Origin of the sequence: Flavobacterium sp., from assembly GCF_036741995.1 — a bacterium.
GTDB lineage: Bacteria > Bacteroidota > Bacteroidia > Flavobacteriales > Flavobacteriaceae > Flavobacterium.
In genome coordinates, this window is record NZ_DAINRG010000002.1 from 100,478 (window position 1) to 115,779 (window position 15,302).

Sequence of the window (15,302 nt, forward strand, 5' to 3'; positions counted from 1 at the left end):
TTACGGTTTGATAATCAATACCGAAGGAATATCAGTTAGCCAAGTTACCTCGTCGTCTACCAATTTTTTCCAGGTTTCTAAACTGAAAATCACCAAGTCCTGATTGGCCAACAGTGGTTTGCTAATCTTTTCAGGGTTCAACACTTCAATATTGTCCGGATGTTTTTGTTCCAAAGCCTCGAAAGCATTTTCAACGATGAAATTATTTTTGGTTTGTCTGTTGTTTTCCAAAATGGTCACATGCGCATCGTTGTTGTAAATCAGTTTCTGAGCATAATCAATCAGAAACACATCGCCAATGGCAAAAACTCCAACAAAAACTTTATTGACTTGGTGCAAATCTTTATCAATCAAAATTCCTAATGGCGTTTTGGTTTTGGAAATAATCAAACGCGTTCTGTCATCAAAAGGTGAATTTTCAAATAAGCCTTCCTTTCCTTTAAACTTGTCTAATAATCGGTCCGGGTTGATGATTCGCGAGGTAAACCCAAGTACTTTCCCCAATATGGTTCCTTCAAAAATAGATTTTCCTAAGCCCACCAGCACAAAATCATAATGTCCTTCCTGAGCGATATCGGCAATATCCGATTCCATATCACCCGTAGCTTTGAAAATGGTGGTGATTTCCTGGTTGAGTTTTTTAGATTCTTTGAGAATGGGTTCAAAAGTGGACGCTTCGTATTCTTCTAAATTATACGAATGCATTTCGTCACTGTTCGACAAGTGCATGGCGGTAACATTGGCAGTTTCGGCTTGTTTTTTTACCAAACTGTTGGCCAAGCGCAATAAAGATTTCCCTTTTTCATTGTTCCCAAAAGAGATCAAAATTTTGAATTCAGAATTTTTCTTAATTTCAGACGGAATGATGACATCTTTCGTTTTGAATATAAAGTTGATAATATCCAATGCCGGACCCGTCATAAAAGTGGTCACCAAAGCCATAATCACCATCATAGTAAAGACTTTTGGCGAAAGCACTCCCAACTCGTAACCGATGTTCAGCACCACTAATTCCATCAAACCGCGAGTGTTCATCAAGGCTCCGATGGTTAAACTATCGCGCCAACTTTGACCGACAAATTTGGCCGCTAAAGCACTTCCAAAGAATTTTCCGGCTACGGCTACCGCAATAATACAACCGGTTATTTTCCATAAATACGGATCATTGATTAAACCAATTTCAGTACGCAATCCGGTGAATACAAAGAACAATGGCAGCAATAATATCACGGCAACATCTTCTACTTTTTCGATAAAAACATTTCTGAATTTAGTGATGTCCGGCATGATAGACCCCATCATAAAGGCGCCAAACAAAGCGTGAATTCCAATGATTTCGGTTACATAGGCCGACATTATTAATGTCAGAAGAAAAATAGCCACTACCGGTTTTTTAATGTTGTCTTTTTTGGCATATAAATCGCCGACGCGTTTTAAGAACGGTTTCACTACAAAAAGCATCAGCAGCACATACACAATCGCTAATCCGATAACATAGATGGAGCTCACAAAACTTCCGGCTTTTACAATGGCAATAACTACGGCCAATATACACCAAGCTGTGATATCATCGGCTGCAGCACATGTAATTACTATGGTTCCCAATCGGGTTTTGTGAATTCCTCGTTCCTGAACAATTCGGGCCAAAACCGGAAAAGCAGTAATACTCATAGCAATTCCCATGAACAAACTGAAGGACAAAAATTCGATACCTGGCGGTGCAAATTGATGATAGGTGTAATACGACAACCCAATACCTAAAGCAAAGGGAATTACAATACTGGCATGACTGATAACGACTGCCTCATTGGCTTTATTTTTTAGCACTTTCAAATCTAATTCCATACCCACAATAAACATGAAAAGAATCAAACCTACCTGACTTAACAATTGAAGATTGCCCAAAGAATCAGCCGGAAATAAGGCTCCTTCCATATCTGGAAAATACAACCCGAAGAGGGATGGTCCCAAGGCAATACCCGCAATAATTTCACCAATAACGGTTGGCTGACCAATCTTTCTGAATATCCAACCAAAAATTCGGGCTACCAAAACAATAGTAATGATTTGAAAAAGCAATAAGGCCAGTGGGTGCTGCAAATTGTGAAATAGTGAAGATAAAAACTGCGTCCATTGATTATCGCTGGCGGATGGTGAAATGATTTTTCTACCCACCTCTAAAAGTCTTCCCTGCTCTACTATCCAATACATCAAAGCCGTGAAACCGACAATTATAATCAAATAAAATAAAGTATTTTTTAAATTTCTCATACCAAATACTGTCAATTTGTGCTTTACAAAGATGCTAAAAAGCAATGTAATTTTTCAGATTTTTTTTGGGCGTTGACATTTATTTAATCTTCGCCTTTTGACACACATTAAAATACGTAAAACTTTCACAATTTCTTACCCAATTATGTCCGTTTTACTTACCTTTGCAACCGTTTAAAATTTAGAATGAAAAAGAAATTAAAAGCAGGATTTTGGGAATTTATCGCCGGAATTATTCTGAGAAACAGAATAACCATCAGCGTTGGAATTGTACTGCTGACCCTCTTCCTGGCCATGCAATGGAAAAACGTTGGCATGACCTACAACGAAGCCAACTTATTACCCAAAAACCATAAAGCCAATAAAGATTATACCCAATTCCTAAACACCTTTGGAGAAGAAGGAAACCTAGTGGTTATTGGCGTTAAAGACAATAAATTATTCACGCCAAGTGCTTATAAAGCCTGGAATGAAATGATGACTAATTTGAAATCACACCAAGAAGTGGAACTGGTGGTTTCGTTAAATGATTTAAAAAAATTACAAAAAAACGACACCTTAGAGAAGTTCGAATTAGTCCCGTTAATTGACCAAAAAAAGACCGTTGATCCCGCTTATCTAAAAGAAATCAAAAGACAGCTTTTTAACGATTTGCCATTTTATGAAGGCTTGCTTTTCAATAAAAAATCGGGCAGCATTCGCTCGGCGATTTACATCAATAAAAAAGTGGTCAATTCCCCTATCAGGAAAAAATTCATTCTGAATGTCTTGGTTCCCGAAGTGGAAAAATTTGAAAAAGCCACACATATTGATCTGAAAGTTTCGGGCATGCCTTATATCCGAACCATCAACACCGAAAACATGAAAGGCGAGATTGGGCTTTTCATTGGCGCGGCACTGTTCATCACCTCACTAATTTTCTTCCTGTTTTTCCGGTCACACCGAGCTACTTTTATCTCAATTTGCATCTTGATTGTCGGTGTAATGTGGTCCTTCGGAACGCTGGGCTTGTTCCATTATAAAATTACGATTTTGACGGCGATTATTCCACCGTTAATTATCGTCATTGGCATTACCAATTGTATTTTTCTGATTAATAAATACCAACAGGAAATCAAGATTCACCGCAATCAGGCCAAGGCTTTGCAACGGGTGATTTCCAAAATTGGCGTATCCACTTTGATGACCAATTTGACGACAGCCATTGGTTTTGCCACGTTCATGATTACCGGAAATGATTTGCTGTACGAGTTCGGATTGGTGACTTCCATTAATGTGATTACTGTTTATCTTTTGACGCTATTGGTTGTGCCGATTGTGTATAGTTTTATGCCATTGCCCAAAGAAAAGCACTTAAACCATTTGAGCAAAAATTACCTTTCGGCGATTTTGAATTCAGTGGAAAATTTGGTTCGAAACAAACGAAATCTGATTTACGGCATTTATGGCTTGCTTTTGATTTTCAGTGTAATTGGAGTTTCGCAAATGAAAATTTCCGGAAGTTTGATTGGCGAAATGCCAAAAAGCGCTTCGTTCTTTAAGGACATTGTTTTCTTCGAAAAAGAATTCAACGGCGTGATGCCTTTGGAAATCATGATTAACACCAAACGCAAAAAAGGCGTAATGAAAGCCTCCACTTTGCGAAAAATGGATGAATTGCAGCAAACGATTGACAGTATTCCGGAGCTTTCAAAACCGGTTTCGATTGTGAATTTGGTGAAATATTCGAAGCAGGCGTTCTACAACGGCAATCCGGAATATTACGATTTGCCAAATTCTCAGGAGCAGGCTTTCATTCTTTCCTATGCCAAAAATGCCACCAAAGGTTCCAAAGACAATCTGATGAAAAGTTATGTGGACAAAACGGGACAATACGCCCGAATCACCACCTTCATGAAAGACATTGGCACCGAAGAAATGGCGAAGATTGAAAAGAAATTACATGCCAAAATAGATAAAATTTTCCCGAGTGACCGATACGAAGTTACACTGACCGGAAAAGCGTTAGTCTTCCAAAAAGGAACAGCTTACTTAGTTGACAACCTTATCGAATCACTGATATTCGCTATCTTGCTTATCGCAGGATTGATGGCCTATATGTTCCGTTCCTGGAAAATGATTTTCGCTTCGGTGGTGACCAATATTTTACCGCTTTGCATCACCTCAGGATTGATGGGTTATTTCGGAATTCCATTAAAACCATCCACCATTTTGGTCTTTAGCATTGCTTTCGGAATTTCGGTAGATAATGCAATTCAGTTTATGGCCAAATACCGTCACGACTTAATTCAAAACGGAGGCAAAATTAAAAAAGCCGTTATCAGTGCGTTGCACGAAACCGGCGTGAGTACCTTCTATACTTCGGTGGTTTTGATTTTTGGTTTTGCTATCTTTACGTTGTCAAGTTTTGGAGGAACGATAGCGCTGGGCGGATTGATATCGGTAACGTTGACCTTTGCTATGTTTGCTAACTTAGTGGTGCTCCCGGCTTTAGTTTTGACTACCGAAAAATGGAGTGGTAAAAAGGAATTTTTAGACGAACCGAGCATCAACATTTATCGCGATAACAATGAAGAAAACGAAGTGGAAGAGAGCGAAAAATAAGCCTATTTTAAATTATATTTGTATCAGAAAAAAAGAATAAAAATGAAACATTCAAAAGTTAAAGACTTACTAAGCAGCGACAAAACGAACTATGAAGTAACGGTAAAAGGTTGGGTAAGAACTTTTAGAAATAATCAATTTATTGCGTTGAACGATGGTTCAACTATTCATAATTTGCAGTGTGTGGTTGATTTTGAAAACACCGCTGAAGCAACGTTAAAAAGAATCAATACCGGAACCGCTGTGGCTTTGACAGGAAATCTTGTCGAGAGTCAGGGTGCCGGACAAAAATATGAAATCCAAGTTTCGAAATTGGAAATTCTTGGCGATTGCGATGCAGAGAAATTCCCAATGCAACCTAAGAAACACTCTTTGGAATTCCTTAGAGAAAATGCGCATTTAAGAGTTAGAACCAATGCCTTCGGAGCGATTATGCGAGTGCGTTCGGTATTGTCATTTGCGGTACATTCGTATTTTCAGGAAAAAGGATTTTTCTATGTAAATACGCCGGTAATCACAGGCGCTGATGCCGAAGGTGCCGGAGAAATGTTTCAGGTAACTTCCTTGCCATTAGACAATTTGCCTAAAAATGAAGAAGGCAACATCGATTATAAAAAAGATTTCTTCGGAAAACAAACCAACCTTACCGTTTCGGGACAATTAGAAGGTGAAACGTTTGCCATGGCATTGGGTCAGATTTATACTTTCGGACCAACTTTCCGTGCAGAAAATTCAAATACATCGCGTCACTTAGCCGAATTTTGGATGATTGAGCCGGAAGTGGCATTCAATGATTTGAACGACAACATGGATTTGGCCGAAGATTTCATCAAGTATGTAATCAAATATACTGTTGACAAATGTACCGATGATTTAAAATTCTTAGAAGGAAGATTGTTAGACGAAGAAAAACAAAAACCACAAGCCGAACGCAGCGAAATGGCTTTGTTGGAAAAATTAAATTTCATTCTGAACAATGATTTCAAACGCGTTTCTTATACGGAAGCGATTGATATTTTAAAAGAATCTACACCCAATAAAAAGAAGAAATTCCAATATTTAATTGAAGAGTGGGGCGCTGATTTACAATCAGAACACGAACGTTTCCTGGTGGAAAAACACTTTAAGTGTCCGGTAATTCTATACGATTACCCAGCCAAAATCAAAGCGTTCTATATGCGTTTGAATGATGGCACTGAGCCAGGCAGAGAAACCGTTCGTGCCATGGATATTTTGTTCCCTGGTATCGGAGAAATCGTGGGTGGTTCGCAAAGAGAAGAGCGTTATGACGTTTTGGTGGAGAAAATGAAAGCCATTGGCATTGATGAAGAAGAATTATGGTGGTACTTAGATACCCGCCGATTTGGTTCAGCCGTGCATTCCGGTTTCGGATTAGGATTTGAAAGACTGGTGCTTTTTGTTACCGGAATGACCAATATCCGCGACGTAATTCCGTTCCCAAGAACGCCGCAAAACGCAGAATTTTAAGAAAAGTTAATTTGTGGATTTGGTAATTTGTCCATTCGAATAACCAAATAACCGAATAACCAAATAACCATACAATGTTAAAGCAGTTTCTAAATCTAAAATTATCACAAAAATTATCGCCACAGCAAATTCAGCTGATGAAGTTAATTCAATTGCCTACGCAGGCTTTTGAGCAACGTCTGAAAGAGGAAATGGTGGAGAATCCGGCTTTGGAAAGCGGTAAAGAAGAGGAAGAATTGTATGAGAAAGACGAGTTTGACAACAACGATGAATACGATGATTATGAAGGCAGCGAAAACATCGATACTGAAATCAACATCGACGAATATTTAAGCAACGATGAAACGCCGGATTACAAGCTTCAGGCCAATAATTACAGCGACGACGACGATGACCGCGAAACGCCTTTTGCCGAATCGGTGAGTTTTCATCAGGATTTGATTAATCAGTTGAATACTTTTATCCTGACCGAAGAGCAACGCAGCATAGCGGAATTTCTAGTGGGAAGTATTGATGACGATGGCTATTTGCGAAGAAGCATTCAAGATATGGTAGATGATATGGCATTTACGCAAGGTATTTATACCGATGACAAAACCGTTGAAAAAATACTGCATATCATTCATGAATTAGAGCCTTCGGGAGTGGGTGCCCGCGATTTACAGGAATGTTTATTGTTGCAACTAAAGCACAAAACCCCAACAGAATACGTGGAATTGGCGATTGATATCCTCGAAAATCAATTTGACGCTTTTACCAAAAAACACTACGATAAGTTACTTCAGAAATACGAGATTTCGCAACAGCAGCTTAAAAAGGCGATTGAAGAAATCGAAAAATTAAATCCAAAACCAGGCGGCTCATTTGACAGCAGCAGTCGTGTGGTAGAACAAATTGTGCCCGACTTCGCCATTAGAATTGTGGATGGTGAATTGGAATTGACCTTGAACGGCCGAAATGCTCCAACCTTACACGTTTCCAAAGATTATCAGGAAATGTTGCAAACCTATAAAGACTCGCGCGACAAATCGCATTCGCAGAAAGATGCCGTGCAGTTCATCAAACAAAAACTGGATTCGGCCAAATGGTTTATTGATGCCATCCGACAACGTCAGGAAACCTTATTTGTGACCATGAATGCCATTATGCACTTCCAACAGGAATACTTCCTGGACGGCGAAGAAACCAAGCTGAAACCGATGATTCTGAAAGACATTGCCGATATGGTTGGTTTGGATATTTCAACCGTTTCCCGTGTCGCTAACAGCAAATATGTGGATACGCCTTATGGCACGAAGCTGATTAAAGAATTCTTCTCGGAAGCGATGAAAAACGATCAAGGCGAAGATGTTTCGACTTTGGAAATCAAAAAAATCCTGAAAACCGTTATCGAAGAAGAAGACAAACACAAGCCGCTTCCGGATGATCAGTTGGCCGACATTCTAAAAGAAAAAGGCTATCCGATTGCGAGAAGAACCATTGCCAAATACCGTGAATTGATGGACATTCCGATTGCGAGAATGAGAAAGAAAATTTAAACTGATTTTCTTTGAAAAAAATCCTTCCCTTTTTTTCGTATCTCTTCCATCCTATTTTCATTCCGCTTTTAGGAACTATTTTTTATGTCTTACTGGATACGCGCTATTTTACTTTGGCACAGTATTTAGGATTGTTTTTGCAAATTATCATCGTTACTTTTTTGCTACCGATTGCCTTTTTCTATCTTTTGAGAACCTTTGGTAAAATAGAGAACATCATGCTTTCGGACATAGCTCATCGCAAAATTCCGTTGCTGCTTCACATTATGTTGCTTAGTATTTTGATAGAAAAAAGTATCACTGTGGATAGATTTCCACCGCTGTATTTCTTTTTTCTGGGTGGTTTATTCAGTGCTTTGTTTGCTTTTTTATTACTGTATGCCAAAATCAAAGCCAGCATTCACATGATTGGCATGAGCGCCTTAACCGCTTTCATCATTGGATTGAGCCTTAAAAATCAAACCAACACGATTAATCTGGTAACATTTTTCATGTTCATGAATGGGCTGGTGGCTTCCTCCCGCCTGGTGATGAAAGCACATACTACTAAAGAATTATTGATTGGATTTTTGTGCGGTATCATTCCACAACTAGCGCTGCTTTATTTTTGGTTATAAAATGTAAAACATGATACCAAAATTGGCCGCATTCATGTCGATGGTTTGGTTGTCAATTTTGGCCGATGATTTGAACAACGGATTCAGTCCGTAATACGCATAGATATTCCAGGTGTTCCATCCGGTTGACAAATACACTCCATACTGAAAATCGTTTAAATCTTTGTTGTGTGACTGCTTTATAGTAACATCGGTAGAAACCAATTTATATTGGTCATACAAAAGATAACTCAGCTTTAGTCCCAAATAAATACGCCAAAATTTATGACTGTCGGGAGTGGAATTTCGCCAGCGGAATTCAACCGGAACATCCACATAATGCAGCGAAATTTTATCTTTAGAAAAGTAATTTCCCGAGGCAATTATCTGATAGGTATTATCCCCATTTACCGGCTGAATTTCGAGATTTTGATTATAAATAGAAAGCGAATATCCCAAACCGGCCGCAATCGAAAAAGTTCTGTTTTTGTTGATGGGCATATCCCTTAAAAAACCGAAGGAAAGTCCGGTAGAAAATTTATTTTGGCGCAGGCCTGATGGTTTTTTCAGCAGTGTGTTATACGTAATCCCAACATAAAATTGGTCCTCTCTGTACAGCGAATCGACAGCATCAAAGTCGGTAGCTACATCTTGAGCCGTGGCACAAAACGTCAGTAAAAAAAGGAAAAAAGAAAGATAAAAACGCATACTGATCTAATAAGGCATAAACTTACGAAAAAAACTGATTGCCACTAGTTACAAACACTATTTTGCACAAATCATAAAAAAACACCTTGGTAAAAAGGTGTTCAATTGATTGCTATTTTGATTGAAAATTAAAACAATCCCTCGATTGACAAATATCTTTCGCCTGTGTCATAATTAAAGGTCAAGACTCTGGCATCGTTTGGAATTCCTTGCAGTTTTTTGGCAACAGCTGCCAAAGAAGCACCTGAAGAAACGCCTACCAAAATCCCTTCTTTTCTGGCGATGGCTCTGGCAAATTCATAAGCTTCGTCTTTGCTAATCTGAATAATTTCATCAATGGCCGCCGCATGATAATTTTGTGGAATAAACCCGGCGCCAATCCCTTGAATTGGGTGGGGTGACGGACTTCCACCACTTAAGACCGGAGACAATTCCGGTTCAACCGCAATGACTTTCAGGTTTGGAAATTTCTCTTTTAACACTTCGGCAACGCCGGTAATATGACCGCCAGTTCCCACTCCGGTGATGATATAATCCAATCCGTCCGGAAAATCGGCCAGGATTTCCAAAGCCGTTGTGGTTTTATGAATTTCAATATTCGCCGGATTGTCGAATTGTTTTGGTGACCAGGCATTGGGTGTTTCGGCAACCAGTTCGGCCGCTCTTTCAATGGCACCTTTCATGCCTTTTTCTCTTGGGGTTAATTCGAATTCTGCGCCGTAGATTTCCATTAATTTTCTACGCTCCACACTCATCGATTCGGGCATAACCAAGACTACTTTGTATCCTTTTACGGCAGCGACCAGCGCTAGGCCAATTCCGGTATTCCCCGATGTTGGCTCAATGATAATGCTGTCAGGTTTCAAGAGCCCTTTCTTTTCGGCATCTTCAATCATCGCTAAGGCAATTCTATCCTTGATACTGTTGCCTGGATTGTTTCTTTCGAGTTTCACCCAAACGTTTCTGTTTTCAAATAACCGGCTTAATTTTACCACCGGTGTATTGCCAATGGTTTCTAAAATGTTGTTTGCTTTCATACCTTTATTTTTAAATTAAATACTAAAATTCATGGCTTCCGGGAAAGTCTGAATGTTTTTTATAACGATTTCACTTTTATGAAAAACTAATGATTGTGCCGGAATGGAATTGGTAATCCAAACATTTCCGCCAATCACGGCGCCTTTGCCAATGGTGGTGTTTCCTCCTAGAATAGTAGCATTGGCATAAATCACCACATCGTCTTCTATCGTCGGATGGCGTTTCTCTGAAGCTTTGTCTTTGCTGACCGTTAAAGCGCCGAGCGTTACCCCTTGATAGATTTTTACATTTTTGCCAATAACGGCTGTTTCACCAATTACGATTCCAGTGCCGTGATCAATAAAGAAACTCTCGCCAATGGTAGCCGCCGGATGAATGTCGATTCCGGTTTTGCTGTGGGCGTATTCGGCAATCAATCGGGACAAAATGGCGACTTTTTTTTGCCACAAAACATAGGCAATCCGGTGCACCGTTATGGCATAAAATCCGGGATAAGCAATCAAAACTTCATTCCTTGATTTGGCCGCCGGATCAAAATTTAAAATCGCTTTCAAATCTTGTAAAAGCTGTTGGTACACACTATTAATCTCGTTAAAGAAATCTTCCGTCAATTGAGTGGCTTGCTCTTTTGTAAATTCTTCTTGTTCCAAAAGAGTGATTAAAACGGATTTGAGTTCGGCTTCTTTTTGCTCAAAAAAATCATATTCGATGTATTCCTTATTGGAACAAAACAGCCAATAGGATAGTTCATTGATCCAGTATTTGGCTTTCTTTTTGTTCAATAGAATTCGTTTTTCCAAAAAATTGGATTGGTATATGGTTTTGTTTATTGATTTCATACTGCACTAAAATTGATTCTGATTCGATATTGGCATTGGTATAAAAACAAAAGACTCTCCAAAAAATTGAAGAGTCTTGTTGTTTAGAAACTATAAAATAGTATTAGTCCATAACAAAGCACTCCCCGTTTTTGGAGAAACAACAACAAATACTGTTATGGAAAAAATTAGATTTCATTCTTGAATTATACACACAAATATGGCAAGAATATTCGGGCTGTGCAAGTATTTGACTGAAAATTAACTATCTACAAGCCGTAAAATCTTAAGCAAATGGGATTACCTGCGGTGATCCCTGAGGGGGAAACTGTCAAAGAAAATGTGATGCTGCGCATCTAACCATTTTTCATTTCCAAAACTTAAGCAAATGGGATTACCTGCGGTGATCCCTGAGGGGGAAACTGTCAAAGAAAATGTGATGCTGCGCATCTAACCATTTTTCATTTCCAAAACTTAAGCAAATGAATTTGCCAAGTTTTGGAAATGAAAATGCGCTTTCTTTCGAAAGCGCATTTTCTTTGCAGAGAGGATGGGATTCGAACCCACGATGCAGTTACCCACATACAAACTTTCCAGGCTTGCTCCTTCAACCACTCGGACACCTCTCTATTGGGGTGCAAAGAACAACAAAATTTTTGACTAAAAAAAGTTAGTTTAGCAATTTATTATTGCATTTCGCCTCGTAATGACGTTTCGAAAATAGTTTTGAAAACAGTCGGTGCCACGTTTTGCCCTATCAGGTACATAAGTTTTGTAATCGCTGCCTCTGTAGTAATGTCTTTCCCCGAAATCACGCCGATTTTTTTCAATTGAGTGCTGGTTTCATATTGTCCCATATTCACACTTCCACCCGAACATTGGGTGACATTCACTATATGCAAACCGCTTTTGATGGCTTTCTTTAAAATGGCAATTAACCATTCTTCGGTTGGCGCATTGCCAGAACCATAGGTTTCCAAAATAATGCCTTTTAGATTAGGAATTCCGATGATGGCAGACAGCACCGATTCATTCATCCCCGGAAACATTTTTACAATCACTACATTATCGTTCAGGTTCTTGTGTACGGCTAATTTTTTATTGGATTGTTTTTGTGAAACGGTAGTGGAATTGACATTCAAGTGCACTCCCGACTCGGCCAATGGCGGATAATTAGGCGAAGCAAAAGCATTGAAATGTTCGGCATTTATTTTTGTGGTTCGGTTGCCACGGTATAATTTGTATTCAAAATACAAGCATACTTCGTGAATTACCGGTTTGCCTTTTTGTTGTAAGGAGGCTATTTGTAAAGCCGTAATCAGATTTTCTTTAGCATCGGTTCGCAAGTCTCCGATAGGTAATTGGGAGCCCGTGAATACTACCGGTTTGTTCAAATTCTCTAACATAAAACTCAATGCAGAAGCCGAATACGACATCGTATCCGAACCATGAAGCACCACAAAACCATCGAAGTTGACATAATTGTCTTCAATGATACTAGCGATAGTTTCCCATTTTTCCGGATTCATATTCGAGGAATCGATGGGTTTTTCAAACGAAATGGTTTCGATGTTACAATCCAGTTGTTTGAGTTCCGGAATTTTTTGCAACAGTTTTTTAAAGTTGAAAGCTTTCAAGGCACCGGTTTCAAAATCTTTCATCATACCAATGGTACCACCGGTGTAAATCAGCAGTATGTTCGGTTTAGATTGCATTCTCGTATTTGGATTTATTCACTACAGGATTGGCATACATACAAAGGAAACTTTCCAGCATTTGCGGATTGTTCTCATCAATTTTCATTTCGAGTCTTCTTTCAAATAAAGACTTTTCATTTTCGGTATAGTGGTTTTTGTACTTATCCGTTTTGTGCAACAAATCATAAGCAATATAATTTGTTGGCCACAGCTTATAACTCTGTAAAATCGAATCGTCTATGGCTTGTGCCAAAGCTTGGATTTGTTTGTTGTTGTTGTCAAACTCTGCCGCAATCGCATCTAATTCTTTATCCAAAACATCGCCAATATGAATGTGAATGCGTTTCTTTTGGCCTATGATTCCGCTCAATAACGTAACAAAATCTTCATTTTTTTCTTTGATGTAAATTTCGTTTTTGGCTTCGGCGATTAACTGTGGCATTTTCAAAGCATCCGTCGGATCATATTCATACGAAATGGAAACCGGAACAATTTTTATTTTCTTGAAATAATCCAGCATTTTTGGTTCATCCGAACCCATAGCCAGCATTTTCAACACACCGGAATGGGTGGCATCGTTGCCGTCTTTAGTTCTTCCTTCGCGCTGCGCAATCCACACGGAACGGTTTTCGCGCAACAACAATTGCCCGATGTATTCCGACATTAGTTTAGAGCTTTCCAGCAATTCTCTTGGCGGCAAACCGCGTTGTACTAAAAAGTTTCTATTGAGTTTGGATAAGGTTTTCAGAAATGATTTCTGTACCAAATTATCGCCAATGGCTGAAGCCGTCATGACCAAACCGTGGTCAAACAAAGCCACGTTTAACAGCGAAGTATCCAGTATGATATCTCTGTGATTGGAAATAAAAAGATACGAAGTGTTCGGTTCCAGTTTCTCAAAGCCCGAAGTCGTTAAACCTTCTGAACTTTTTTCCAACACTTTTTGTACCGATTGGTAAATAAAATTGCATTGAAAATCGCGAATCGAATGCGTTTTTTTGAGTTGGTTTTTCCAAACTTCTTCATCCACCTCGGGGAATGTAAAACCCATTAAAGCTTTCATCATCGGATGATTGACTGCGGAATGAATAGCTTCATTTACTTCAGTATCATAAAACGGACGAATAGAATCAAATTTCTGCATTTTACTTCACAATTTAAGATGAACAAAAGAACAAAAAAAAACTCAATGTATGACGCTTTCCGTATTAAATCCCAAAAATAGCTTTGGAATTTTCTGTTGTAATTCGGGCGATTTCTTCAATAGGAAGTTGGTAAATATCCGCTAGCTTTTCGGCTACGAGTTTGGCATAACTGCTTTCGTTGCGCTTACCGCGAAAAGGAACCGGTGCTAAATAGGGAGAATCCGTTTCCAAAACGATGTGCTGCAAATCGATTTCATTCAGAAACTGGTCAATTTTTCCGTTTTTGAAAGTGGCCACGCCGCCAATGCCAAGCTTCATGTTTAAATCGATAGCTCTTTTGGCCTGACCGAAATCGCCAGTAAAGCAATGAAAAATGCCAAACAAATCGGTGGCTCTTTCGCTCTCCAACACTTCGAAAACCTCATCAAAAGCATCACGACAATGAATGTTGATAGCCAATTTATATTTCTTGGCCAGTTGAATTTGGTACTGAAAAGCATGCTGCTGTTGTTTCAAAAAGGTTTTGTCCCAAAATAAATCGATCCCGATTTCGCCCACTGCATAGAACTTCTTTTGCGCCAATTCGGTTTCCACATGCGCTAATTCTTCCAGATAATTTTCTTTGACATACGTAGGATGCAGGCCCATCATCAGGAAAATATTCTCCGGAAATTGGGTTTCCAAGTCGTACATTTTCTGTGTATAATTCGAATCAATAGAAGGAATAAAAAAGCGCGAAACGCCCACGCTAATAGCGCGCTGAATCATCTCGGTGCGATCCTGATCAAATTCTTCGGAATATAAATGGGTATGGGTGTCTGTTAAAACCATTCGGATAAAAGAAACTAAGTTACTAAGGCGCTAAGGTACTACCTTTCTAAAGATTTTTTGGTTGTTGGTTTTTAGATTACATTTGAACTTCATTTCATCTTATGAAAAATTTGCACGAGGTACTCAAAAAAGAAAAGTACAAGAAAATCAATTTCAAAGTTTCGAAGACGCAGCATTTGCTAATCAAAGCTACTATTAACGGTATTTCGGGTAATTTTATTTTAGATACCGGTGCGTCAAACAGCTGCGTAGGTTTTGAAAGCATTGTTCTTTTTAATCTGAAAGCCGGAAAATCAAAAACCAAAGCAGCCGGTGCCGGAGCGACCGGAATGCTGACTCAAATTGCCAAAAACAATTTGCTCAAAATTGGTCGTTGGCAAACCGATGAATTTCACTTGGTGATTTTTGACATGACCCACGTGAACGAAGCCTTGCAACAATACAAAGCCAAACCCGTTCACGGCATTATAGGCGCTGATATATTATTGGAAGGCAAAGCGATTATTGATTATTACAATCACTGTTTGTACCTCAAATAGCTTCAGTTGATTATTCTTCCTGTTACTTC

Annotated in this window: 12 protein-coding genes and 1 tRNA gene; 5 read left to right on the forward strand and 8 right to left on the reverse strand. The window is 39.0% G+C overall.

Features of this window, described 5'->3' with window-relative positions:
• Positions 1-2,271 (reverse strand): cation:proton antiporter, encoded by a 2,271-nt coding sequence (locus tag V7D82_RS01895; protein ID WP_333599279.1) that lies wholly within the window; start codon positions 2,269-2,271, stop codon positions 1-3.
• A 186-nt stretch (positions 2,272-2,457) separates the two neighbouring features.
• Here V7D82_RS01895 and V7D82_RS01900 point away from each other — a divergent pair, with 186 nt between their 5' ends.
• The 4 genes from V7D82_RS01900 (at position 2,458) to V7D82_RS01915 (ending at position 8,518) form a co-directional block, all read left to right on the forward strand.
• Positions 2,458-4,875, forward strand: a complete 2,418-nt coding sequence (locus tag V7D82_RS01900; RefSeq protein ID WP_333599280.1) for an efflux RND transporter permease subunit — start codon at positions 2,458-2,460, stop codon at positions 4,873-4,875.
• 42 nt (positions 4,876-4,917) lie between these two features.
• On the forward strand, positions 4,918-6,363 hold the full coding sequence (asnS, locus tag V7D82_RS01905) for an asparagine--tRNA ligase (protein WP_333599281.1): 1,446 nt from the start codon (positions 4,918-4,920) through the stop codon (positions 6,361-6,363).
• Between the two features lie 74 nt (positions 6,364-6,437).
• Entirely contained in the window at positions 6,438-7,901 is a 1,464-nt protein-coding gene (gene rpoN, locus V7D82_RS01910; RefSeq protein WP_333599282.1) for an RNA polymerase factor sigma-54, read from the forward strand.
• 11 nt (positions 7,902-7,912) lie between these two features.
• A complete protein-coding gene (locus tag V7D82_RS01915; RefSeq protein ID WP_333599283.1) occupies positions 7,913-8,518 on the forward strand; it encodes a hypothetical protein in 606 nt (201 codons plus the stop codon).
• Here V7D82_RS01915 and V7D82_RS01920 read toward each other — a convergent pair.
• From V7D82_RS01920 to V7D82_RS01950, 7 genes are all read right to left on the reverse strand, one after another.
• Positions 8,513-9,205 carry a porin family protein gene (locus V7D82_RS01920; RefSeq protein WP_333599284.1) on the reverse strand — a complete coding sequence of 231 codons (693 nt, stop codon included), beginning with the start codon at positions 9,203-9,205 and terminating at the stop codon, positions 8,513-8,515. The two genes, V7D82_RS01915 and V7D82_RS01920, sit on opposite strands and share 6 nt — an antisense overlap.
• Positions 9,206-9,333: 128 nt before the next feature.
• On the reverse strand, positions 9,334-10,242 hold the full coding sequence (gene cysK, locus V7D82_RS01925) for a cysteine synthase A (protein ID WP_333599285.1): 909 nt from the start codon (positions 10,240-10,242) through the stop codon (positions 9,334-9,336).
• 15 nt (positions 10,243-10,257) lie between these two features.
• Entirely contained in the window at positions 10,258-11,082 is an 825-nt protein-coding gene (gene epsC / locus V7D82_RS01930; RefSeq protein ID WP_333599286.1) for a serine O-acetyltransferase EpsC, read from the reverse strand.
• A 521-nt stretch (positions 11,083-11,603) separates the two neighbouring features.
• A tRNA-Ser gene (locus V7D82_RS01935) sits at positions 11,604-11,690 on the reverse strand.
• Positions 11,691-11,747: 57 nt separating this feature from the next.
• Positions 11,748-12,776, reverse strand: coding sequence for an asparaginase (locus tag V7D82_RS01940; protein WP_333599287.1), 1,029 nt, complete (start codon positions 12,774-12,776; stop codon positions 11,748-11,750).
• Complete coding sequence (locus tag V7D82_RS01945) at positions 12,766-13,902, reverse strand: 1-acyl-sn-glycerol-3-phosphate acyltransferase (RefSeq protein WP_333599288.1); 1,137 nt, start codon at positions 13,900-13,902, stop codon at positions 12,766-12,768. The genes V7D82_RS01940 and V7D82_RS01945 overlap by 11 nt, the downstream gene beginning before the upstream one ends.
• Positions 13,903-13,966: 64 nt before the next feature.
• Complete coding sequence (locus V7D82_RS01950; RefSeq protein ID WP_333599289.1) at positions 13,967-14,734, reverse strand: TatD family hydrolase; 768 nt, start codon at positions 14,732-14,734, stop codon at positions 13,967-13,969.
• A gap of 101 nt (positions 14,735-14,835) precedes the next feature.
• On the opposite strand from V7D82_RS01950, the gene V7D82_RS01955 reads away from it, so the two are divergent.
• The gene (locus tag V7D82_RS01955) at positions 14,836-15,273 is read left to right on the forward strand and encodes a retropepsin-like aspartic protease (protein WP_333599290.1); all 438 of its coding nucleotides are present in this window, start codon (positions 14,836-14,838) and stop codon (positions 15,271-15,273) included.
• The last annotated feature ends 29 nt before the right edge of the window (positions 15,274-15,302 follow it).